Raw genomic sequence first — 21,371 nt, 5'->3', positions numbered from 1 at the left:
GACAGTCCAATCCTACTGACTGGACAATGCGCCAGATGTTCAAGGCGAATGGGTGATGTCCGATATTTCATCGGCCGCCAGCGCACCGATTTCAGCGGTCTCCAGCACCACGTAAGCGCTGCCGCAGAACAGCGAATTCAGACGCCTCATGTCGGCAATCAGCTCCAGGTGCAGGGCGCTGGTCTCCAGGCTTTGCAAAACCTTGCGTTGCAGGCGGCTGACGTGGGCGTGGGCCATTCGCCGTTCCTGCGCCCGAAAGCGCCGTTTCTCACGCAGCAACTGGCGGGCGCTTTCCCGGTCGGCACTGAGGAACACCGACAGACCCAGCCGCAGGTTGGCGATCAACTGGCTGTGCAGCCCGGCCAGCTCTTCCAGGCCCACGTCGGAGAACGAGCGGCGTTGTGCGGTTTTCTGTTGTTGGACCTTGCGCAGCATGCGCTCGATGAGGTCACTGGCCAGCTTCAGGTTGATCGCCAGCTCGATGATTTCCGCCCAGCGGCGACTGTCCTGTTCGCTGAGGTCTTCGCGGGGCATCTGCGCCAGGTACAACTTGATGGCGCCGCACAGCACCTCGACGTCATCCCCCATGCGCCGCACGTCCTGGGTGACCGCCGTCTGCTGGCCATGCAGCACGTCCAGCATGGCTTCGAGCATGGCTTCGATCAAATCACCGATACGCAAGGTTTCCCGGGCGGCATTCGCCAAGGCCAGGCTCGGTGTGGTGAGGGCGGTGAGGTCCAGGTGCCGGGGCTTGGCCGTGCCGTTGGTCTCGGGTCGCTCCGGCAGCAACCAGGCGCAGAGCCTGGCCATCGGCGCGACGCTGGGCAGCAACACCAGGCAGCGCACGGTGTTGTAGAGCAGGTGAAAGCCGATCACCGTTTCCTGGGGACTGAAGTCCAGGCTGTCCAGCCACCCCACCAATGGGTCGAGGACCGGGATGATCAGCAGCAGGCCGATCAGCTTGTACAGCAGGCTGCCCAACGCCACCTGGCGCCCGGCGGTGTTCTGCATGCTGGTGCTGAGGAACGCCAGGACGCCGCTGCCGATGTTGGCGCCGATCACCAGGCCGATGGCCACCGGCAGGCTGATCACCGCGGCGCCGGCCAGGGTCGCGGTCAGCAGCACGGCCGCCAGGCTGGAATAGGAGACCATCGCGAACAGGGCACCGACCAGCGCATCGAGCAGGATGTCGCCGGTCAACGACGCGAAGATCACCTTCACACCCTGGGCGTGGGTGATGGGTGCGGCGGCTTCGACGATCAGTTGCAGGGCGAGGATGATCAGCCCCAGGCCGATCCCCACCCGGCCCATTTGCCCGGCGCGGGTCTGCTTGCGCGAGAGGAAGAAGATCACCCCGAGGAAAATCAGCAGCGGCGACAGCCAGGACAGGTCCAGGGTCAGCACCCGCGCCATCAACGCGGTGCCGACATCGGCGCCGAGCATGGTGGCCAGGGCAGGGGTCAGCGCCATCAGGCCCTGGCCGACGAAGGAGGTGACGAGCATCGCCGTGGCGTTGCTGCTCTGCACCAGCGCGGTGACCATGATGCCGGCCAGGAACGCCAGCCAGCGCCGGGACATGTTCTGGCCGATGACATGGCGCAGGTTCGAACCATAGACCCGCAGGATGCCGGTACGGACGATGTGCGTGCCCCAGATCAGCAAGGCCACCGCGGAGAGCAAATTCAGCAGGGTCAGCATGACAAGCCCCCTGTTAGCGTCCCAAAGGGACAAATTGACGATGCCACATGGATTCGTTGTTGTACTTAAGCTGTAGTTGGCGAACGGTTCGAGCGCCAGCATTGCACAGCTAAAGAACCGATTGAAACAAAACTGTCATAAAAAATACCGCCTCGAAAACACCCCAATCCCTGTGGGAGCGGGCTTGCTCGCGAATGCATTCTGTCAGGCGACACAGGATTGACTGTTCTGGCCTCTTCGCGAGCAAGCCCGCTCCCACAAGTCATGCACCAGGCCACTTTCATACCGGCATGAAAAAGGGGCTCCAAGAGCCCCTTCGTTCATTGCCGCTGTCCTTTACTGGCCCGGGATATCCTTGCGCAGTTTTACCGGGTCCTGCTGGCTGCGCTTGCGGGCAATCGCCGTGCGCATCTTGATGTTGATGGCTTCCACCGCCAGGGAGAACGCCATGGCGAAGTACACGTAGCCTTTTGGTACGTGGACGTCGAACGACTCGGCGATCAGCACCGTACCCACCACCAGCAGGAACGACAGCGCCAGCATCTTCAGCGACGGGTGCTTGTCGATGAACGTGCTGATGGTGCCCGAGGCCAGCATCATTACCAGGACCGCAACGACGATTGCCGCCACCATCACCGGGACATGGGAGACCATGCCGACAGCGGTGATGACCGAGTCCAGGGAGAAGACGATGTCGATGATCGCGATCTGGATGATGGTGTAGAGGAAGTTGCCGCCCTTGCCCGAGGGCTCGTCGTTGCTCTCGTCCTCGCCTTCGAGCGCGTGGTACATCTCCTGGGAGCTTTTCCACAGCAGGAACAGGCCACCGAAGAACAGGATCAGGTCACGACCCGAGATGCCCTGGCCCAACACTTCGAACAAATCGGCGGTCAGGCGCATCACCCAGGTGATGGACAGCAGCAACAGGATCCGCGTGACCATGGCCAGCGCCAGGCCGAAGATCCGGGTGCGCGCCTGCATGTGCTTGGGCATGCGGCTGACCAGGATCGAGATCATGATGATGTTGTCGATGCCCAGGACAATTTCCAGGGCGGTCAGGGTAAAGAAGGCAACCCAGATTTCCGGGTTGGTCAGCCATTCCATGTGAGTTCCTTTAGCGTGTGTTAGGCCACGCGGCGCCGCCAGTGACCTGGAGACGCCGGGCAGGGGGCATTGCTTTTATAGAGTGCTGAACAGCGGAAAGATCCCCATCAGCAAGGCGGCAACCATTATGCACAGGCAAACCAGCACTGCCCACTTCAGGGTGAAGCGCTGGTGATCACCGAATTCGATGCCGGCCAGGGCCACCAACAGGTAGGTGGATGGAACCAGCGGGCTCAACAGGTGGACGGGCTGGCCAACGATCGAGGCACGGGCCATTTCCACGGCGGTGATGCCGTAGTGACTGGCGGCTTCGGCGAGAACCGGTAACACCCCGTAATAAAATGCATCGTTCGACATGAAGAACGTGAACGGCATGCTCGCCAGGGCGGTAATCACGGCCAGGTACGGGCCGAGGAAGTCCGGGATCACTGCCAGCAGGCTCTTGGACATGGCATCGACCATGCCGGTGCCGGATAGGATGCCGGTAAAGATACCGGCCGCGAAAATCAGCCCGACCACCGCCAATACGCTGCCGGCGTGCGCTGCAACGCGGTCTTTCTGCTGTTGCAGGCAAGGGTAGTTGACGATCATCGCGATACTGAAAGCCACCATGAACAGCACCGGCAGCGGCAACAGGCCGGCGATCAGGGTGCACATCAGGCCCAGGGTCAGCGCGCCGTTGAACCAGATCAGTTTCGGACGACGGGCATCCGGGAACTGGGAAACGCTGATTTCGCTGTGGTCGATTTCATCGCCGGCCAGGTGCAGTTCACCCAGGCGCGCACGTTCACGCTTGCCGTACATGTAGGCAATCAACAGGATCGCCACCACGCCGAACGCCATCGCCGGAATCATCGGGACGAAGATGTCGGACGGATCCACATGCAGCGCACTGGCGGCGCGGGCTGTCGGGCCGCCCCAAGGCGTCATGTTCATCACGCCGCCGGCGAGGATGATCAGGCCGGCCATGATCCGTGGGCTCATGCCGATGCGGCTGTACAGCGGCAGCATCGCCGCCACGCAGATCATGTAAGTGGTCGCGCCGTCTCCATCGAGGGAAACGACGAGCGCCAGAACGGCGGTGCCGACCGAAACTTTCAACGGGTCGCCCTTGACCAGCTTGAGGATCTTGCGCACGGCCGGGTCGAACAGGCCGGAGTCGATCATCAGGGCAAAATAGAGAATGGCGAACATCAGCATCACCCCGGTCGGGGCAAGCTTGGTGATGCCTTCGAGCATCATCGGGCCGATTTTCGGGGCGAAACCACCGAACAGCGCGAACAGGATCGGGATGATGATCAGGGCGATCAGCGCGGACAGGCGCTTGGTCATGATCAGGAACATGAACGTGATGACCATGGCGAAGCCAAGGAAAGTCAGCATAGGAAATACTCCAGGCGTGGCGCGGCGGGCAAGGGCGAACCGGACGGTCAACGCAGGATGCGGGGCTCGGGACGAACGGATGGAGTGGGCGCGGCGGGACAGGTAGTTGCGGACATCAGAATCACCATTGTTGTTGTAGAGGGGCCAGGACCGCGGCGAAAGCCGTTGTTGGCCACCGGTCTTTTGCCGGTAGTGAGGCGATCCTAATCGCGCAAGCTTTCAGCCAGCTTTCGCGCAACAACCGGGTGTCGAGTTCGGAAGATGAAGCGTTAGCACATCTTTGCGGCGAGGGGGCTTGCTCCCGCTGGGTCGCGCAGCGGCCCGGTTGGGGACTACTGCTTGGCCCGGCGGGAGCAAGCTCCCTCGCCACAGAGATCGCAGTGGGGCTAGAAGCCCGACAGATCCAACGGCCGCACGGCGCCCATCCAGATCGCGTGGTCGGTGTGATCGGCCAGTTCATCGCCCGTATTGGGGTGCAGGAAAATCACCAGGCCTTTGCGGTAGAGCGCCAACCACGGCAAGACCACACCGATGTACTGCGGGTCGAACGACAACTGGCAGCTCCAGTCCGGATGCGGACCGACCGGGCGCTGGTGCATGCGGCCCATTTTCAGCGGGAACAACTGTGCCGCTTCCTCGCACAGCGCCCGCGCCTGGTCGAGGGTGCTGGCGTCGAAATACACGTGGGCGTGGTAGCCCTTGATGCGTTGCATCTGTCACTCCTCGAAAAGAGGCCGAACCCCAGCCGTTTGTCGCGGGTCAGAGGCCTTACACGTGGGACAAAAAAGGAACAAAGCCATGAAAAATGCAGAAACCCCGGTGATCAAAGTGGTGCTTTATGGTGCCATGAGCAGCCTCGGCAGTGCATTGATGGCTGAAATGCTGCGCCGCCAGCATGAAGTGATCGCCATCCTCGACGACCTCACCGCCCTGGCGCCACGGCCGGGCCTGCGGACCAAGCCCGGTGATCTGTTCGATCCCGAGCGGGTCAAGCAAAGCGTAGCCGGTGCCAGCGCCGTCATCTGCCTGCTGAACGCGCCAGGGTTGCCGATGAACAGCGAACAGGTGGAGCGCAATCTGATTCCCGGCCCCGTGGAACAAGTACTGGCGGTGGACGCACTGATTGGCGGGATGGAAGCGGTGAACATTCCGCGGCTGTTCCTGGTGGGTGATTTCGCCGTGCTCGACGAGGAGCAGGGCGACGACGACCTGCAACGCCACGCCGCCGAAGAAGTGCTCGACGCCCTGCAGAACAGCACCTTGCAGTGGACGCTGATCAACTCGCCCTACGCCGCGCCGGGCCTGGGCATCGAACACTTCAGCCAGGTCAGCACCAGCCTGGAACCGGGCCTGGCGGACGCGTTGGAGCGGTTGAACCGGGTGGCGGTCGGGATCGCCGACGAGCTGCGCCTGAACCTGCACGTGGGCCAGCACGTGAGTTTCATCGCCGCCCACTGAAGGCGCCGCGCATTCAAACGGCAATGGAGGGCAGGGGCAGCCCGGTCAGTGATTCGGCGCTGTTGGCCTGCTCTTCCATCAACCAGTCCACGAACAGCCTGATCAATGCCCCACGCCGTTTGCGCTGGGGCAAGACCACGTAATACCCCAACCGCGACAACACGGTCTCGGCAATGGGCCGGCACAGCAGGCCTTGGGCCAATAAGTTATCCACAAGGTGCCGCCAGCCAATGGCGACGCCCTGGCCGCCGATGGCCGCCTGGATCAACAGGGTGTAGTTGTCGAAGCGCAACTGGCCGGGGGCCGGGGGCGAGGTGATGCCCAACTCGCGAAACACCCCGTTCCAGTCAAACCAGTTGCTGCCGTTGCCTGCGCGCAAGTGCAGCAATGGGAACTCCGCCAAGGCAGGTGCGGGCAAGGGCAGGGGCCGCGCCTTGAGCAGCAGCGGACTGCACACCGGAAAGACTTCTTCGCTGAACAGCCAGCGACTTTCGCCTTGTTTGAAGCGACCGTCGCCGAACAATACGGCAACGTCAATGTCCGTGCGGAGCATGTTGTGGTTGCGCTCGCCGGTCACCAGGCTGACGTCGATCTGCGGATTCGCGGCGTGAAACCGATGCAATCGCGGCATCAGCCAATAGGCCGCAAAAGCGAAGTCTGTGGCCACCTGCAACACCTCGTGCTGGTGCTGCGCCGTGATCGCACTCAGCCCGGCGTCGATGCTCTGCAAGCCGGCCTGGACTTGCTCGAACAGGATCGAGCCGGCCTCCGTCAGCTCGATGCCGCGGTAAATGCGATCGAACAGCCGTGTGCCCAATTGTTCTTCCAGGCGCTTGATCTGTTGGCTGATGGCTGGCTGCGTGGTGCCCAGTTCAATCGCCGCTGCCGTGAAGCTCTGCTGGCGGGCGGCCGCTTCGAAGGCACGGAACAACTCCAGGGACAGGTCACCCAAGGCGTCATACATAAGCTGTGCTTATCCTAGTCATTATCCTACATGGGCTTTACCCCAAAACCCGGGGGCTACATGCTCAATCGCAGCAATGTCGCATAACTGCTCACTATGGAATGCCGCGAATACATGAAGCGCAAGAACATTCTTTTCATCATGGCCGATCAAATGGCCGCGCCAATGTTGCCGATCTACGGTCCTTCGCCGATCAAACTGCCCAACCTGTCGCGCCTGGCCGCCGAAGGTGTGGTATTCGACGCGGCGTATTGCAACAGCCCGCTCTGCGCGCCGTCGCGTTTCACCCTGGTGAGCGGCCAGTTGCCCAGCAAGATCGGCGCCTACGACAACGCCGCGGATTTCCCGGCGGACATCCCCACCTACGCCCATTACCTGCGCCGCCTCGGCTACCGCACGGCGTTGTCCGGCAAGATGCACTTTTGCGGGCCAGACCAGCTGCACGGCTATGAAGAGCGCCTGACCAGCGACATCTACCCGGCCGATTATGGCTGGGCCGTAAACTGGGATGAGCCGGACGTGCGGCCGAGCTGGTACCACAACATGTCGTCGGTGTTGCAGGCCGGCCCTTGCGTACGCACCAACCAGCTGGATTTCGACGAAGAAGTGGTGTTCAAGGCCCAGCAATACCTGTTCGATCACATTCGCGAGGACGGCGACCAGCCGTTCTGCCTGACCGTGTCCATGACCCACCCCCACGATCCGTACACCATTCCCAAGGCGTTCTGGGACCTGTACGACGACAACGACATTCCGTTACCGCTCACCCCGGCACAGACTGAGCTGGACCCGCATTCCCAGCGCCTGCTCAAAGTGTATGACCTGTGGGGCAAGCCGCTGCCTGTGGATAAGATTCGCGACGCCCGCCGGGCCTACTTCGGCGCGTGCAGCTACATTGACAGCAACGTCGGAAAACTCCTGCAGACTCTGGAGGACACCGGGCTGGTGGAGGACACAATCATCGTCTTCTCCGGCGATCATGGCGACATGCTCGGTGAAAAGGGCCTCTGGTACAAAATGCACTGGTACGAAATGGCCGCACGGGTGCCGCTGTTGATCAGCGCGCCGGGGCAATTCGCCAGCGGACGGGTGAGTGCAGCGGTGTCCACCGCCGACCTGCTGCCAACCCTGGTGGAACTGGCCGGTGGCACGCTGGAACCGGGGCTGCCGCTGGACGGACGCTCGCTGGTGCCGCACCTGCAAGGGCAGGGCGGGCATGACGAAGTCTTCGGTGAATACATGGCCGAAGGCACCGTGAGCCCCTTGATGATGATTCGCCGTGGCCCCTGGAAATTCATCTACAGCGAGGACGACCCGTGCCTGCTGTTCGATGTCCACAATGACCCCAAAGAATTGGAGGATCTCAGCCAGTCTCCGGAGCATCAGCGCCTGTTCGCCGATTTTCTCGCCGAAGCCCGGGCCAAGTGGGACATCCCCGCCATTCACCGACAAGTGCTCGCCAGCCAGCGGCGCCGTCGGTTTGTCGCCCAGGCGCTGACCCTGGGCAAACTCAAGAGCTGGGACCACCAGCCACTGGTCGACGCCAGCCAACAGTACATGCGTAACCACATCGACCTCGATGACCTGGAGCGCAAGGCCCGTTATCCACAACCCTGCCAACACCAATAACGTAAGGGGAAGCACATGCAAAAGTTATCCACAGTACTGACCGCCGGGCTGTTGGCATTGAGCAGTGTGTCGGCCTGGGCCGAGCAAAGCTGCGAAACCGTGAAGATGGCCGATCCGGGCTGGAGCGACATCGCGGCGACCAACGCCATCGCCGGTTTCCTGCTGGACGGCATGGGCTACAAGCCCAAGGTCGATACGCTGGCGGTGCCGATCACGTTCGGTGGCCTCAAGGATGGCCAGGTCGATGTGTTCCTCGGTAACTGGATGCCGGCGCAGCAGGGCTTCTACGACAAATTCGTCGCCACCGGCGATGTCACGCAGTTGGCCAAGAACCTGGAAGGAACCGAGTTCACCCTGGCAGTGCCGGACTACGTCTGGGATGCCGGTGTGCATGACTTTGCCGACCTGAACAAATTCGCCGACAAGTTCGACAAGAAGATCTACGGCATCGGCTCCGGCGCGCCGGCAAACCTGTCCCTGAAAGAGATCATCAAGACCAATGATTTCGGCATGGGCGAATGGAAGCTGGTGGAGTCCAGCGAACAGGCGATGCTGGCGGAGGTCTCCCGGGCCGTGAAAAAACAGAAGTTCGTGACCTTCCTCGGCTGGACGCCGCACCCGATGAACGTGCAACTGAAAATGCATTACCTCAAGGGTGGCGAGAAGTACTTCGGCGACACTGGCAGCGTCTATACGCTGACCCGCAAAGGTTATGCACAGGCCTGCCCGAACGTCGGCAAGCTGCTCACCAACCTGAGTTTCACCCAGGAGATGGAAAACAGCATCATGGCCGACGTGGTGAACAACAAGGTCAGCAACGCCGACGCTGCCAAGGCCTGGATCAAGGCCAACCCAGCCGTGTTGGATAAATGGCTGGACGGCGTGAAGACCGTGGATGACAAGGACGCGTTGGCGGCGGTGAAGGCCAAACTGTAAGGCCGGCTGTTGTGGCGAGGGGATTTATCCCCGCAGGGCTGCGGAGCAGCCCCCGGTTGTCAGGAAAATCGTGTCCAACCGATTTGGGGTCGCTTCGCAACCCAGCGGGGATAAATCCCCTCGCCACAGATATGATCTTCACCACAGAGAGAGCGGTGCATTGTCCTGTTACTCTTGCGCCAAACCCCATCCTCGAGGCCCCATGGCATTGCCCACGCGCCATTCACTCTTTCCGTTCCTGAGCTGGCTCCCCCGCCAGACCCGCGCCAGCGTCGGGCGGGACCTGATCGTCGGCCTGAGCGGCGCCATACTCGCGTTGCCCCAGTCCATTGCCTACGCCCTGATCGCCGGCTTGCCCCCCGAATATGGCTTGTACGCGGCGATCGTGCCGGTGCTGATTGCCTGCCTGTGGGGTTCCTCCTGGCATCTGATCTGCGGTCCTACGGCGGCGATCTCCATTGTCCTGTACGCCAGCATCAGCCCACTGGCCGTGCCCGCCAGCCAGGACTACGTCACCTTGATCCTGCTGCTGACCGTGCTGGCGGGTGTTTTCCAGTGGTTGCTGGGGTTGTTGCGTTTCGGGGCGCTGGTGAATTTCGTCTCGCACTCGGTGGTGCTGGGCTTTACGTTGGGGGCGGCGGTGGTCATTGCCCTGGGCCAGTTGCCGAACCTGCTGGGCCTGGACCTGCCGAACGAAGCCACGGCCCTGAAGGGCGTGCTGGCGCTGCTCAGCCACATCGGGGCTGTGGATAAACCCTCCTTGCTGCTGGGCTTGGCCACGCTGGCCCTGGGGATAACCCTGAAAAAGGCGTTGCCGCGTTGGCCGAGCCTGTTGATAACCCTGGTCATCAGCAGCCTCGTGGTCTGGCTGTGGCCCGCGATGTTCGGGCATGTGGCGCTGGTCAGCGCCTTTAGCGGACGCTTGCCGCCGCTCTCGCCGCTGCCATTGGACCTGGAGCTGATCCTGCGCCTGCTGCCCGGCGCCGTCGCGGTGGGGATGCTTGGGCTGGTGACCAGCCTGTCGATCGCCCGCTCGTTGTCGGTTCGTTCCGGGCAATTGCTCGACGCGAACCAGGAGGTGAGGGCGCAGGGCCTTTCCAACATCATTGGAGGTTTTTTCTCCGGATCATTGTCGGCCGGTTCCTTTACCCGTTCCGGTCTCAGCTATGAGGCCGGGGCCTGCTCGCCGTTGGCCGGGGTGTTCTCGGCCCTGTGGGTGGCGCTGTTCGCCGTAGCCGGCGCAACGCTGATCGCGCACATTCCGATCCCGGCCATGGCCGGCAGCATTCTGCTGATCGCCTGGGGCCTGGTGGACCACCGCGCTATCCGCGCGCTGTACCGGGTGAGCCGCGCCGAATTCGTGGTCATGAGCCTGACGTGCCTGGCGACGCTGCTATTGGAACTGCAAACCGCGATCTACGCGGGCGTGCTGGCCTCGCTGTTTTTCTACCTCAAGCGCACCTCCCAACCGCGAGTGCAGCATTATTGCGAAGGGGAAGCGGAGGTCCTGCGGGTCGGCGGCTCGATCTTTTTCGGCGCCAGTCATTTCCTGCAAGTGCGGCTGCAGCGATTGCAGGCACAACAGGTGGTCATCGATGCCCAGCAAATCAACTTCATCGATTACTCCGGCGTGGAAATGCTCCACCAGGAGGCCCGGCGCCTGCGCAGCCAGGGCCGCAGCCTGACCCTGCGCCGGGCCCGGCCCCAAGTGGTGGAAGAGCTGAAGAAGCTGGAGGGGGCGGAGCACTGCCCGATTCAATTCGAGGATTGAGCGGTTCGCGTTGTGGGAGCAAGGCCTGCTCCCACAACGCCCTACAGCGCCAACTGGCGGCGCAACTCCGCCAGCACCGGCGCGGTGTCCGGGCGCACGCCGCGCCACAGGTAAAAGGCCTCACCCGCCTGTTCGGCCAGCATGCCCAAGCCATCCATCGCCACCGCGCCGTGCTCGCGTGCCCAACGGCAGAACGAGGTCGGCTCCTTGCCGTACATCATGTCGTAGCACAACGTCTTGCCCGGCTCGATCAAGCTGGCGGCAATCGGCGGCACCTCCCCTGACAGGCTCGCCGACGTGGCGTTGATGATCAGGTCCACCGGCTCTTGCAACCAATCGAAGCCACTGGCAGACACCGGGCCCAGGTCGGCGAACAGCTCGGCCAGCAGCTCGGCCTTCTCCACCGTGCGATTGGCGATGATCACCGAGGCCGGCGCTTGCGCCAACAACGGCTCCAGGGCGCCGCGCACCGCACCGCCGGCGCCCAGCAGCAGGATGCGCTTGCCCTGAAGGCTGAACCCCGCGTTGACGGTCAGGTCGCGCGCCAGCCCGGCACCGTCGGTGTTGTCCCCCAACAGGCGGCCATCGGCCAACTTGCTCAACGTGTTCACGGCCCCGGCGCGTTGCGCCCGTTCGGTCAGGCTGTCGGCCAGGCGGAAGGCGTCTTCCTTGAACGGAACGGTGACATTGGCGCCACGGCCCTCGCGGAAGAATGCCCGCGCGCACCCGGAAAAATCCTCCAGGGGCGCCAACAGCGTGCTGTATTCCAACGCCTCTCCGGTCTGCTCGGCGAACAACCGGTGGATCAGCGGCGACTTGCTGTGGCCGATCGGGTTACCCATTACAACGTAGCGATCCATGAGCGCTCCTCGTTCAGGCCGTCGCCAGCCAATCGCGATCCTGCAGGAAGTATTCGGTCAATCGGGCTTCTTCGCTGCCCGGCTCCGCTTTCCAGTCGTAGCCCCAGCGCACTTGCGGTGGCAAGGACATCAGGATCGACTCGGTACGTCCGCCCGATTGCAGCCCGAACAAGGTGCCGCGGTCATAGACCAGGTTGAATTCCACGTAGCGCCCACGGCGATACTCCTGGAACTCGCGCTGCTTGGCGGTGAAGGCGTCATGCTTGCGCCGCCGCATGATCGGCAGGTAGGCGTCGATGTAAGCGTCGCCGATGGCGCGCATGAAGGCGAAGCTGGTGTCGAAATCCCAGGCGTTCAGGTCATCGAAGAACAGGCCGCCGATGCCCCGTGGTTCGTTGCGGTGCTTGAGGTGGAAATAGCTGTCGCACCAGGCCTTGTAGCGCGGATACACCTCCGGGCCAAACGGCGCGCAGGCTTGCTCGGCGATGCGGTGCCAGTGCACACAGTCTTCTTCCACGCCGTAGTAGGGCGTCAGGTCGAAGCCGCCGCCGAACCACCAGACCGGCTCTTCGCCTTCCTTTTCCGCGATGAAAAAGCGCACGTTGGCGTGGGACGTCGGCACATGGGGATTGTGCGGATGGATCACCAGCGACACGCCCAGGGCCTCGAAACCGCGCCCGGCCAGTTCCGGCCGATGGGCGCTGGCCGACGGTGGGAGACCGCTGCCAAAGACGTGGGAAAAGTTGACGCCGCCCTTTTCGATCACCGTGCCATTTTCGAGCACCCGGGTGCGCCCACCGCCACCGGCAGGCCGGGACCAGGCGTCTTCGACGAAGCGAGTGCCACCGTCCTCGGTTTCCAAGGCGGCGCAGATACGGTCTTGCAGGTCGAGCAGGTAGGCTTTCACGGCCTCGGTGCGAGTGGACATGACATCACCTTGATCAGGGTTACGCTACGGGGCGTAACGAGCCGGCGGCAAAAAGGGCGCACAGGATACCACCGCGCTTGCCCACGCCACAGTTGACGAAGGTCAAGCTTAGGAGTCCGATAGCAGGCTTGGTAAAAAGTCCCGCGACAAGGAGAGAGTGAAGATGGCCAAACGTATCCAGTTCCGTTCCCACGGCGGCCCCGAAGTGCTTGAGTACCTGGACTATGAGCCCGCCGAGCCGGGCCCGCAGCAGGTGCGCGTCAGCAACAAGGCGATCGGTTTGAATTTCATCGACACCTACTACCGCAGCGGCCTGTACCCGCCGCCGGCACTGCCTTCGGGCCTGGGCGCCGAAGGGGCCGGCGTGGTCGAGGCGGTCGGCACGGGCGTCACACGGTTCAAGGTCGGTGACCGGGTGGCCTACGGCAGCGGTCCGCTGGGCGCCTACAGCGATGTGCACGTACTGCCCGAAGCCAACCTGGTGCACCTGCCGGCGTCCATCAGTTTCGAACAGGCGGCCGGGGTGATGCTCAAGGGCCTCACCGTGCAGTACCTGTTGCGCCAGACCTATGAACTCAAGGGCGGCGAAACCATCCTGTTCCACGCGGCCGCCGGCGGCGTGGGCTCTTTGGCCTGCCAATGGGCCAAGGCCCTGGGCGTGAAGCTGATCGGCACGGTCAGTTCCGCCGAGAAAGCCGCCGTCGCCAAAGCCCACGGTGCCTGGGAAACCATCGACTACAGCAAGGAAAACGTCGCACAGCGCGTACTGGAATTGACTGACGGCAAGAAGGTCCCCGTGGTGTACGACGGCGTCGGCAAGGACACCTGGCTCACGTCCCTCGACTGCGTGGCGCCTCGCGGCCTGCTGGTCAGCTTCGGCAATGCCTCCGGGGCGGTGGATGGCGTGAACCTGGGGATCCTCTCGGCCAAGGGTTCGCTGTACGTCACCCGCCCGACCCTGGCGACCTACGCCAACAACGCCGAAAACCTGCAACGCATGGCCGACGAGCTGTTCGGCATGATCAGCAGCGGCAAGCTCACGGTGGACATCAACCAGCGTTACCCGCTGGCAGAAGCGGCCAAGGCCCAGGCGGAACTGTCGGCGCGCCGCACCACTGGGTCGACCATCCTGTTGCCATAAGCCAACAGCTTTTGTGGCGAGGGGATTTATCCCCCCTGGGCTGCGAAGCAGCTCCCAAAAAGGCAACTCGGTGTGCCAGGAAGATTGAGTTTGCTGCTTCAGGGCTGCTTCGCAGCCCAACGGGGATAAATCCCCTCGCCACAGAGGGCTCCCTCACCACAAAGACCTAGTCCGGGCGCACGACCTTGCCGGTCGCCAGGTCGCGGATCACGCTGGGGTTCTTGCGTCCGCCAAGGTTGCCGCCCAGCACCAGGTCGACCTGTCCGCGGAAATACTGCTCGACGCGAATCCGCGTGCGCGCCGCCGGACGGCCCTGGGGGTTGGCCGAGGTGGACACCAGCGGTCCGACCAGGGAACACAAGTCGCGCACGGTGGGGTGGTCGCTGACCCGCAGGGCAACGGTGTCATGCACGCCGGTGATCCATTCCGGCAGCAGGTTCTGGTGCGGCACCAGCCAGGTATTGGGCCCTGGCCAGGTGCTGGCCATGCGATCGATCCACGCTTCGGGGAAGTCTTCGAACAGAAAGTCGAACTGGTGGATGTTGTCCGCCACCAGTATCAGGCCCTTGTCGGGCAGCCGCGACTTGATCGCCAGCAGGCGCTCCACCGCTTCCTCGTTCCACGGGTCGCACCCCAGGCCCCAGACCGCTTCGGTTGGATAGGCAATCACCGCCCCGGCGCGAATTTCTCGCGCGGCTTGTTGCACACGCCAACTGTTGACCATGAACGATTCTCCGCAACACAAGATAAGGCTGTGCGCAGTTTACCCATCTTGCTCATAAAACCTAGCGGGCAAACCAGCGTCCGCCGTCGCAGATGGCACGCCCCTCCATTTCCAGCTCGGTCAGCGCCGCTAATACCCTGGGCAGGCCCCAGCCACTGGCATCGGCCAACGCCTCGCTGCTCAGTGGCGCGGCATGGAGCAAGCGCAGCAGCGGATGGATGACCGGCGTGGGCTCCGCCGCCAGGGGCAAGCGCTGCCAACCGCGCAACGCCTCGAGGATGTGCTCGACGGTCTCGACCAACGCCGCACCGTCACGGATCAGTTGATGGCAGCCACGAGCACCGGGGTGATGGATGGAGCCGGGAATCGCATAGACCTCGCGCCCCTGCTCCGCCGCCAGGCGCGCGGTGATCAGCGAGCCACTGGCAACACTGGCCTCGACCACCAGCACACCCAGGGACAAACCGCTGATGATCCGGTTGCGCCGCGGAAAGTGGCTGGCGTGGGGTGGGGCGTCCAACGCAAACTCCGAGAGCACCGCGCTGCCCTGGGCAATCATCGCGTCCGCCAGGCGCCGATTGCGCTGTGGATAAAAATTTTCCAGCCCGGTGCCCAGCACGCCAACGGTGCACCCGCCCACCTCCAGCGCGGCCTGGTGCGCCGCCGCGTCGATGCCCAAGGCCAGGCCACTGGTGATGACAAAACCGGCCCCGGCCAGGCTTCGGGAAAATGCCGCGGCCGTGTCAATTCCCGGTCGCGAAGCCCGGCGGCTGCCGACCATCGCCAACTGGGGTTTTTCCAGGATCGAGGCGTCGCCGGCGACGAACAGCAACGGCGGTGGGTCGCTGATCTGCGCCAGCAGGGCCGGGTAGTCGGCCTGGTCCCACATCCGTAAATGCTGGCCCGGACGCTCTAGCCAGGCCAATGCGTGGGCGGCGCCGTCACGCACTTGGGGGTTGCGCCGAGCCTCGGCACACGCCACGGGCAAGCCCAATGCACGCCAGGCACTGGCTGGCGCGCTGAGGGCTTTGGACGCCGAGCCAAAGGCGTGCAGCAAGGTCATGAAACGTTTGGGTCCCAGCTCCGGCAAGCGGTGCAGGCGTAGCCGGGCCTCCAGTTCCGCCGGGGAAACCGGAGCAGATTCAGGCAATGACATCGGATCATCCTTGATCGTAATAAGCCCCGCGTAAACGGGAACAAGCTGTGGATAACTCTGTTGGTAACTTGTGAGAGACGTTATGGATTACGGACCTTGTCGAGTACCGCCAACGAACGCGAGGCGTACAGCACCAGGCCATAACTGAGCTTGTCGTAGGTGCGGAACACCATCAGCAGTCCAGCCCGCTCATCCGGGATCTTGACCGGTTGGCCAGTGATGCGGTCGCGCACGGTTTCGCCGGTCTTCATCACCGCCAGCACATTGCCCTCGACGAGCCCGTCGCGGCGTCCCTTGTTCAGGGTCACTACATCCAGCGCGCCAATCTGGGTGACGCCCCGGGGTACATCGAGAATGACCCCGTTGATGGCAGATTCAGGCGCACTGGGCATGAAGGTCGAGTTGATCGAGCGGCCCTCGCCGCTGAACAGGCGATCCCCCAGGCGCACTTCCTGGGTGGTGCGTTGCAGCACCAGGGTGGTGACGTCGCCTTCGCTGGCCACCACCTCGCCGCCACCGATGTCATCGGCGTTGATGCCCAGAAACTCCTTTGTCTCGGGGTCGGTGTAGACCTTGCCCTGGCGGAAGATGCCGTACGCGGTCTCGTTCGGGTCGAAAGTGCCACGGGCGAAGACCCGGTCACCCGCGCCGCTCAAGACCCGCTCGGCATTGCCGGCGACCACGTAGGGGGCCTTGTCGAAGTCCTCGATCCGATCGACGATGCGATTGCTCAGCAGGAAACTGTTGATGGCTTGCAGGGGAATGCTCGGGATGGCATCGGCCACCGGCGAGCTGCGCACCCGCGGCGACAACTTGATGGTGCCCCGCGAAGCGCCGCGGTTGAGGGTCAGCCGGGGCTGGCCGTCGACATAGACCAGCGACAGGGTGTCACCGGGATAGATCAGGTTGGGGTTTTCGACCTGGGGGTTGGCCTGCCAGAGTTCTGGCCATTTCCAGGGTTCGCGCAGGTATTTGCCGGAAATGTCCCACAGCGTGTCCCCCGTCACCACTGTGTATTGCTGGGGAAAACCTTCCCGAAGTTGCACTTGCCCGTGCGCGATACCGGCCGAGGCCAGGAGCAGCAGGGCGAGTAGTGATTTCCTCATGCGGTGAATCCCTTTATTATGTGCGTTCGCGTAAAACGCCAGAGCCCCCGTGGCTCGCTCCGTCAGGCGCCCTGCTTCAAGCGGCAGCGCCTCGGAACAACGTTTTACAACGGTAGCCTGCATCCCAAGACACGCCAGGCCAGCCACCCGACTTTACCTCACACGTGCATTTATCAAGCTTATGGCCATTTTGAACATTCTCGAATTCCCGGACCCGCGCCTGCGCACTATCGCCAAACCGGTGGCCGTAGTGGACGACGAAGTGCGTCAGTTGGTCGATGACATGTTTGAAACAATGTATGAGGCGCCAGGCATCGGCCTCGCCGCGACCCAGGTCAACGTGCACAAGCGTATCGTCGTGATGGACCTCTCCGAAGACCGTAGCGAGCCACGGGTGTTCATCAACCCCGAGTTCGAGACCCTCACCGACGAGATGGAGCAATACCAGGAAGGCTGCCTCTCGGTGCCGGGCTTCTACGAAAACGTCGACCGCCCGCAGAAGGTCAAGATCAAGGCCCTGGACCGCGACGGCCAACCCTACGAGCTGATCGCCGAAGGCTTGCTGGCGGTGTGCATCCAGCACGAGTGTGACCACCTCAACGGCAAGTTGTTCGTCGACTACCTGTCGACCCTCAAGCGTGACCGGATCAAGAAAAAACTGGAAAAACTTCATCGCCAGAATGCTTGATGCCCTCCTTCAAAGGCTTGCCACGGCAAGCCTTTTTCTTTATGCGACTGCTGTGTAACTGAGAGCCTCCCATGACTGAGCCACTGCGCATCGTCTTTGCCGGCACCCCCGAATTTGCCGCCGAACACCTCAAGGCCCTGCTGGCCAGCCCGCATGAAATCGTCGCGGTCTACACCCAGCCCGATCGCCCGGCCGGTCGCGGTCAAAAACTGATGCCCAGCCCGGTCAAGCAACTGGCCGAGGAGAACGGCATCCAGGTTTTGCAGCCGCCGACCCTGCGCGACGCGCAAGCCCAGGCCGAATTGGCCGCGCTGAAACCGGACCTGATGGTGGTGGTCGCCTACGGCCTGATCCTGCCCCAGGTGGTGCTGGACATCCCGCGCCTGGGTTGCATCAACAGCCACGCCTCGCTGCTGCCACGCTGGCGCGGGGCGGCGCCGATCCAGCGCGCCGTGGAAGCGGGTGACGCAGAAAGTGGCGTGACCGTGATGCGCATGGAAGCCGGCCTGGACACCGGGCCGATGCTGCTCAAGGTCAGCACCCCCATCAGCGCCGAAGACACCGGCGGCAGTCTGCACGATCGCCTCGCGCTCATCGGCCCGCCGGCCGTGGTCCAGGCCATTGCCGGCCTGGCCGCCGGTACGTTGGCGGGCGAGGTGCAGGATGACAGCCTCGCCACCTACGCGCACAAACTGAACAAGGACGAGGCTCGCCTCGACTGGGCTCGTCCGGCGGTAGAACTGGAACGCCTGGTGCGCGCGTTCAACCCGTGGCCAATCTGCCACAGCACCCTGAACGGTGAAGCCCTGAAAGTGCTGACGGCCAGCCTTTGCGCAGGGAAGGGCACTCCCGGTGAAATCCTCGGCGCCAGCAAGGACGGCCTCGTCGTGGCCTGCGGCGAGCAGGCGCTGTGCCTGACGCGCCTGCAATTGCCCGGCGGCAAGGCGCTGAACTTCAGTGATCTGTTCAACAGCCGCCGTGAGAAATTCGCCGTCGGCACCCTGCTGGGCCAAGCGGCGGACGCCTCATGAACCCGCGTCTGGCCGCCGCCAAGGCGCTCGCCGCCGTGCTCAGCGGGAAAGCCTCGCTCAACAGTGCCTTGCCGACCCAGTTGGACAAGGTCGAAGAACGTGATCGCGGCTTCACCCAGGACCTGGCCTTCGGCACCGCCCGCTGGCAACCACGGCTGTCGGCCCTGGCGGCCAAGCTGTTGCAGAAACCGTTCAAGGGCGCCGACGCGGACGTCGAGGCGCTGTTGCTGGTGGGGTTGTATCAACTGCTCTACAGCCGCGTGCCCGCCCACGCCGCCATCGGCGAAACCGTGGGTTGCGCCGACAAGCTGAAAAAACCCTGGGCCAAGGCCCTGCTCAACGCCGTGCTGCGCCGCGCCCAACGCGAAGGCGAAGCCCTGCTGGCCGAGCTGGAACACGACCCGGTGGTGCGCACCGCCCACCCGCGCTGGTTGCAAAAGTCCCTGAAGGCGTTCTGGCCCCAGCAGTGGGAAGCCATTTGCGCGGCCAACAATGCCCATCCGCCGATGATCCTGCGGGTCAACCGTCGGCACCACACCCGCGATGCCTACCTGGCCTTGCTGGGCGAGGCCGGCATTACCGCCGCGCCGTGCGTGTACAGCCGCGACGGCATCGTCCTGGAGACCCCAGGTGATGTCCGCGCGCTGCCGGGCTTTGCCGAGGGCTGGATCAGCGTCCAGGACGAAGCGGCCCAACTGGCCGCCGACCTGCTGGACCTGGCACCCGGCCAACGGGTACTGGACGCCTGCTGCGCGCCGGGTGGCAAGACGTGCCACATCCTCGAAGCCGAGCCGAAGCTGGCCGGCGTGGTGGCCGTCGACCTGGAAGCCAAGCGCCTGGTGCGCGTCAAGGAAAACCTCGAGCGCCTGGGCCTGGACGCCGAGCTGATCGCCGCCGACGGCCGCGACACCGGTGCCTGGTGGGACGGCAAGCCGTTCCAGCGCATCCTGCTGGACGCACCGTGCTCGGCCACCGGGGTGATCCGCCGCCACCCGGACATCAAGCTCACCCGCCAACCCGACGACATCGCTGCCCTGGCGTCGTTGCAGGGCGAACTGCTCGACGCGCTGTGGCAGACCCTCGATGTCGGCGGCATCCTGCTGTACGCCACCTGTTCGACGCTGCCGACCGAGAACACCGACGTGATCGCGGCCTTCCTCACCCGCACCCCCGGTGCCCGGGAGCTGGACATCGCCAGCCAGGCCGGCCTGAAGCAGCCCCATGGCCGCCAGTTGCTGGCCCAGGAGGGCGGCCACGATGGGTTCTACTACGCCAAGCTGATCAAGATCGCCGCCGCGCGCGGTTAAGACCGATTCGAAAGGAGTGACCGGATGAAAATCATCATCCTTGGCGCCGGGCAGGTCGGCGGTTCGCTGGCGGAACACCTGGCCAGCGAGGCCAATGACATCACCGTGGTCGATACCGACGGTGAACGCCTGCGGGACCTGGGCGACCGTCTCGACATCCGCACCGTGCAGGGTCGGGGCTCATTGCCGACGGTACTGCGCCAGGCCGGGGCCGACGATGCCGACATGCTCGTGGCCGTCACCAACAGCGATGAAACCAACATGGTCGCCTGCCAGGTCGCCCACACCCTGTTCCACACCCCGACCAAGATCGCCCGGGTGCGCGAAGCGGCCTACCTGACCCGTTCCGACCTGTTCGACAACGAAGCCATCCCGGTGGATGTGCTGATCAGCCCCGAGCAGGTGGTGACCAACTACATCAAGCGCCTGATCGAGCATCCGGGGGCCTTGCAGGTGATCGACTTTGCCGAAGGCCAGGCACAACTGGTGGCGGTGAAGGCCTACTACGGTGGCCCGTTGGTGGGCCAGCAACTGCGCCAACTGCGCGAGCACATGCCCAATGTCGAGACCCGTGTGGCGGCGATCTTCCGCCGCGACCGGCCGATCCTGCCCCAGGGCGACACGGTGATCGAAGCCGACGACGAGGTGTTTTTCATCGCGGCCAAGGCGAACATTCGCGCAGTGATGAGCGAAATGCGCCGCCTCGACGAAAGCTACAAGCGCATCGTGATCGCCGGCGGCGGGCAGATCGGCGAACGCCTGGCCGAAGCCATCGAGAGCCGTTACCAGGTCAAGATCATCGAGATGAGCCCCGCCCGCTGCCGCTACCTCTCGGACACCCTCGACAGCACCGTGGTGCTGCAGGGCAGCGCCTCGGACCGGGACCTGCTGCTGGAAGAGAACATCGCCGATGCCGACATCTTCCTGGCCCTGACCAACGACGACGAAGCCAACATCATGTCGTCACTGTTGGCCAAGCGCCTGGGGGCGAAGAAGGTGATGACCATCATCAACAACCCGGCCTATGTCGACCTCATCCAGGGCGGCGACATCGACATCGCCATCAGCCCGCAACTGGCGACCATCGGCACCTTGCTGGCGCATGTGCGGCGCGGCGACATCGTCAGCGTGCACTCCCTGCGCCGGGGCGCGGCCGAGGCCATCGAGGCGATTGCCCATGGCGATGCCAAATCCAGCAAAGTGATCGGCAAGGCCATCCGCGACATCGGCCTGCCACCGGGCACCACCATCGGCGCCATCATCCGCGATGAAGAAGTGTTGATTGCCCATGACGACACAGTGGTCCAGGCGGGCGACCATGTGATCCTGTTCCTGGTGGACAAGAAGCACATTCGCGATGTCGAGAAGCTGTTCCATGTGGGGTTGAGCTTTTTCTGACCCAGGATCCGCCGTGACAGTAAATGGCCTCATCGCGAGCAAGCGCGCCCCCACAGGTGGAGTACATTCCCAGTGGGAGCGAGCTTGCT

General features: G+C 63.6%; 19 protein-coding genes. 9 read left to right on the top strand and 10 right to left on the bottom strand.

Features of this window, described 5'->3' with window-relative positions; translation table 11 throughout:
• Positions 1 to 39: 39 nt before the first annotated feature.
• The 4 genes from V5F23_RS00275 to V5F23_RS00260 form a co-directional block, all read right to left on the bottom strand.
• Positions 40 to 1,698: a Na/Pi cotransporter family protein gene (locus V5F23_RS00275; protein ID WP_212803216.1), complete on the bottom strand. Its 1,659-nt coding sequence runs from the start codon at positions 1,696 to 1,698 to the stop codon at positions 40 to 42.
• Between the two features lie 336 nt (positions 1,699 to 2,034).
• On the bottom strand, positions 2,035 to 2,802 hold the full coding sequence (locus tag V5F23_RS00270; RefSeq protein WP_047739346.1) for a TerC family protein: 768 nt from the start codon (positions 2,800 to 2,802) through the stop codon (positions 2,035 to 2,037).
• A gap of 75 nt (positions 2,803 to 2,877) precedes the next feature.
• Positions 2,878 to 4,185 carry a CitMHS family transporter gene (locus V5F23_RS00265; RefSeq protein ID WP_042728906.1) on the bottom strand — a complete coding sequence of 436 codons (1,308 nt, stop codon included), beginning with the start codon at positions 4,183 to 4,185 and terminating at the stop codon, positions 2,878 to 2,880.
• A gap of 386 nt (positions 4,186 to 4,571) precedes the next feature.
• Positions 4,572 to 4,898, bottom strand: a complete 327-nt coding sequence (locus V5F23_RS00260; RefSeq protein ID WP_123579312.1) for a DOPA 4,5-dioxygenase family protein — start codon at positions 4,896 to 4,898, stop codon at positions 4,572 to 4,574.
• Positions 4,899 to 4,983: 85 nt separating this feature from the next.
• Here V5F23_RS00260 and V5F23_RS00255 point away from each other — a divergent pair, with 85 nt between their 5' ends.
• The gene (locus tag V5F23_RS00255) at positions 4,984 to 5,643 is read left to right on the top strand and encodes an NAD(P)H-binding protein (RefSeq protein WP_338497215.1); all 660 of its coding nucleotides are present in this window, start codon (positions 4,984 to 4,986) and stop codon (positions 5,641 to 5,643) included.
• Between the two features lie 13 nt (positions 5,644 to 5,656).
• Here the strand turns inward: V5F23_RS00255 and V5F23_RS00250 are convergent, their stop codons facing one another.
• Positions 5,657 to 6,607: a LysR family transcriptional regulator gene (locus tag V5F23_RS00250; RefSeq protein WP_042728909.1), complete on the bottom strand. Its 951-nt coding sequence runs from the start codon at positions 6,605 to 6,607 to the stop codon at positions 5,657 to 5,659.
• A 114-nt stretch (positions 6,608 to 6,721) separates the two neighbouring features.
• Here V5F23_RS00250 and betC point away from each other — a divergent pair, with 114 nt between their 5' ends.
• From betC to V5F23_RS00235, 3 genes are all read left to right on the top strand, one after another.
• A complete protein-coding gene (gene betC, locus V5F23_RS00245) occupies positions 6,722 to 8,236 on the top strand; it encodes a choline-sulfatase (RefSeq protein ID WP_338497214.1) in 1,515 nt (504 codons plus the stop codon).
• A gap of 15 nt (positions 8,237 to 8,251) precedes the next feature.
• Positions 8,252 to 9,172, top strand: a complete 921-nt coding sequence (choX, locus tag V5F23_RS00240; RefSeq protein WP_338497213.1) for a choline ABC transporter substrate-binding protein — start codon at positions 8,252 to 8,254, stop codon at positions 9,170 to 9,172.
• Positions 9,173 to 9,374: 202 nt separating this feature from the next.
• On the top strand, positions 9,375 to 10,943 hold the full coding sequence (locus tag V5F23_RS00235; RefSeq protein ID WP_053148207.1) for a SulP family inorganic anion transporter: 1,569 nt from the start codon (positions 9,375 to 9,377) through the stop codon (positions 10,941 to 10,943).
• 41 nt (positions 10,944 to 10,984) lie between these two features.
• Here the strand turns inward: V5F23_RS00235 and aroE are convergent, their stop codons facing one another.
• Both aroE and hemF read right to left on the bottom strand, forming a co-directional pair.
• Positions 10,985 to 11,803 (bottom strand): shikimate dehydrogenase, encoded by an 819-nt coding sequence (gene aroE, locus V5F23_RS00230; RefSeq protein WP_212803213.1) that lies wholly within the window; start codon positions 11,801 to 11,803, stop codon positions 10,985 to 10,987.
• 13 nt (positions 11,804 to 11,816) lie between these two features.
• On the bottom strand, positions 11,817 to 12,731 hold the full coding sequence (gene hemF / locus V5F23_RS00225) for an oxygen-dependent coproporphyrinogen oxidase (protein WP_042728914.1): 915 nt from the start codon (positions 12,729 to 12,731) through the stop codon (positions 11,817 to 11,819).
• Between the two features lie 163 nt (positions 12,732 to 12,894).
• On the opposite strand from hemF, the gene V5F23_RS00220 reads away from it, so the two are divergent.
• On the top strand, positions 12,895 to 13,872 hold the full coding sequence (locus tag V5F23_RS00220) for an NADPH:quinone reductase (protein ID WP_042728915.1): 978 nt from the start codon (positions 12,895 to 12,897) through the stop codon (positions 13,870 to 13,872).
• A 166-nt stretch (positions 13,873 to 14,038) separates the two neighbouring features.
• Here V5F23_RS00220 and V5F23_RS00215 read toward each other — a convergent pair whose 3' ends face one another.
• The 3 genes from V5F23_RS00215 to V5F23_RS00205 all read right to left on the bottom strand — a co-directional run bounded on the left by V5F23_RS00215 (position 14,039) and on the right by V5F23_RS00205 (position 16,858).
• Positions 14,039 to 14,596, bottom strand: coding sequence for an L-threonylcarbamoyladenylate synthase (locus tag V5F23_RS00215; RefSeq protein WP_042731217.1), 558 nt, complete (start codon positions 14,594 to 14,596; stop codon positions 14,039 to 14,041).
• Between the two features lie 61 nt (positions 14,597 to 14,657).
• Positions 14,658 to 15,752 (bottom strand): DNA-processing protein DprA, encoded by a 1,095-nt coding sequence (gene dprA, locus V5F23_RS00210; protein ID WP_338497211.1) that lies wholly within the window; start codon positions 15,750 to 15,752, stop codon positions 14,658 to 14,660.
• 80 nt (positions 15,753 to 15,832) lie between these two features.
• On the bottom strand, positions 15,833 to 16,858 hold the full coding sequence (locus V5F23_RS00205; RefSeq protein WP_053148195.1) for a LysM domain-containing protein: 1,026 nt from the start codon (positions 16,856 to 16,858) through the stop codon (positions 15,833 to 15,835).
• Positions 16,859 to 17,039: 181 nt separating this feature from the next.
• Here V5F23_RS00205 and def point away from each other — a divergent pair, with 181 nt between their 5' ends.
• From def to trkA, 4 genes are all read left to right on the top strand, one after another.
• Complete coding sequence (gene def / locus V5F23_RS00200) at positions 17,040 to 17,546, top strand: peptide deformylase (RefSeq protein WP_042731214.1); 507 nt, start codon at positions 17,040 to 17,042, stop codon at positions 17,544 to 17,546.
• A gap of 71 nt (positions 17,547 to 17,617) precedes the next feature.
• Positions 17,618 to 18,577: a methionyl-tRNA formyltransferase gene (gene fmt / locus V5F23_RS00195; RefSeq protein WP_338497209.1), complete on the top strand. Its 960-nt coding sequence runs from the start codon at positions 17,618 to 17,620 to the stop codon at positions 18,575 to 18,577.
• Positions 18,574 to 19,884, top strand: a complete 1,311-nt coding sequence (gene rsmB / locus V5F23_RS00190; protein WP_338497207.1) for a 16S rRNA (cytosine(967)-C(5))-methyltransferase RsmB — start codon at positions 18,574 to 18,576, stop codon at positions 19,882 to 19,884. Before fmt ends, rsmB begins: the two co-directional genes overlap by 4 nt.
• 24 nt (positions 19,885 to 19,908) lie before the next feature.
• The gene (gene trkA / locus V5F23_RS00185; RefSeq protein ID WP_042731211.1) at positions 19,909 to 21,282 is read left to right on the top strand and encodes a Trk system potassium transporter TrkA; all 1,374 of its coding nucleotides are present in this window, start codon (positions 19,909 to 19,911) and stop codon (positions 21,280 to 21,282) included.
• Positions 21,283 to 21,371 lie beyond the last annotated feature (89 nt).

Source organism: Pseudomonas sp. WP18 (genome assembly GCF_036689585.1).
Classification (GTDB): domain Bacteria; phylum Pseudomonadota; class Gammaproteobacteria; order Pseudomonadales; family Pseudomonadaceae; genus Aquipseudomonas; species Aquipseudomonas chlororaphis_E.
This window is presented reverse-complemented; position numbering and strand designations above follow the sequence as displayed.

Coding starts and splice junctions, on each gene's coding strand:
- V5F23_RS00275 (WP_212803216.1), bottom strand. CDS start 1,698: ATGCTGACCCTGCTGAATTTGCTCTCCGCGGTGGCCTTGCTGATCTGG.
- V5F23_RS00270 (WP_047739346.1), bottom strand. CDS start 2,802: ATGGAATGGCTGACCAACCCGGAAATCTGGGTTGCCTTCTTTACCCTG.
- V5F23_RS00265 (WP_042728906.1), bottom strand. CDS start 4,185: ATGCTGACTTTCCTTGGCTTCGCCATGGTCATCACGTTCATGTTCCTG.
- V5F23_RS00260 (WP_123579312.1), bottom strand. CDS start 4,898: ATGCAACGCATCAAGGGCTACCACGCCCACGTGTATTTCGACGCCAGC.
- V5F23_RS00255 (WP_338497215.1), top strand. CDS start 4,984: ATGAAAAATGCAGAAACCCCGGTGATCAAAGTGGTGCTTTATGGTGCC.
- V5F23_RS00250 (WP_042728909.1), bottom strand. CDS start 6,607: ATGTATGACGCCTTGGGTGACCTGTCCCTGGAGTTGTTCCGTGCCTTC.
- betC (WP_338497214.1), top strand. CDS start 6,722: ATGAAGCGCAAGAACATTCTTTTCATCATGGCCGATCAAATGGCCGCG.
- choX (WP_338497213.1), top strand. CDS start 8,252: ATGCAAAAGTTATCCACAGTACTGACCGCCGGGCTGTTGGCATTGAGC.
- V5F23_RS00235 (WP_053148207.1), top strand. CDS start 9,375: ATGGCATTGCCCACGCGCCATTCACTCTTTCCGTTCCTGAGCTGGCTC.
- aroE (WP_212803213.1), bottom strand. CDS start 11,803: ATGGATCGCTACGTTGTAATGGGTAACCCGATCGGCCACAGCAAGTCG.
- hemF (WP_042728914.1), bottom strand. CDS start 12,731: ATGTCCACTCGCACCGAGGCCGTGAAAGCCTACCTGCTCGACCTGCAA.
- V5F23_RS00220 (WP_042728915.1), top strand. CDS start 12,895: ATGGCCAAACGTATCCAGTTCCGTTCCCACGGCGGCCCCGAAGTGCTT.
- V5F23_RS00215 (WP_042731217.1), bottom strand. CDS start 14,596: ATGGTCAACAGTTGGCGTGTGCAACAAGCCGCGCGAGAAATTCGCGCC.
- dprA (WP_338497211.1), bottom strand. CDS start 15,752: ATGTCATTGCCTGAATCTGCTCCGGTTTCCCCGGCGGAACTGGAGGCC.
- V5F23_RS00205 (WP_053148195.1), bottom strand. CDS start 16,858: ATGAGGAAATCACTACTCGCCCTGCTGCTCCTGGCCTCGGCCGGTATC.
- def (WP_042731214.1), top strand. CDS start 17,040: ATGGCCATTTTGAACATTCTCGAATTCCCGGACCCGCGCCTGCGCACT.
- fmt (WP_338497209.1), top strand. CDS start 17,618: ATGACTGAGCCACTGCGCATCGTCTTTGCCGGCACCCCCGAATTTGCC.
- rsmB (WP_338497207.1), top strand. CDS start 18,574: ATGAACCCGCGTCTGGCCGCCGCCAAGGCGCTCGCCGCCGTGCTCAGC.
- trkA (WP_042731211.1), top strand. CDS start 19,909: ATGAAAATCATCATCCTTGGCGCCGGGCAGGTCGGCGGTTCGCTGGCG.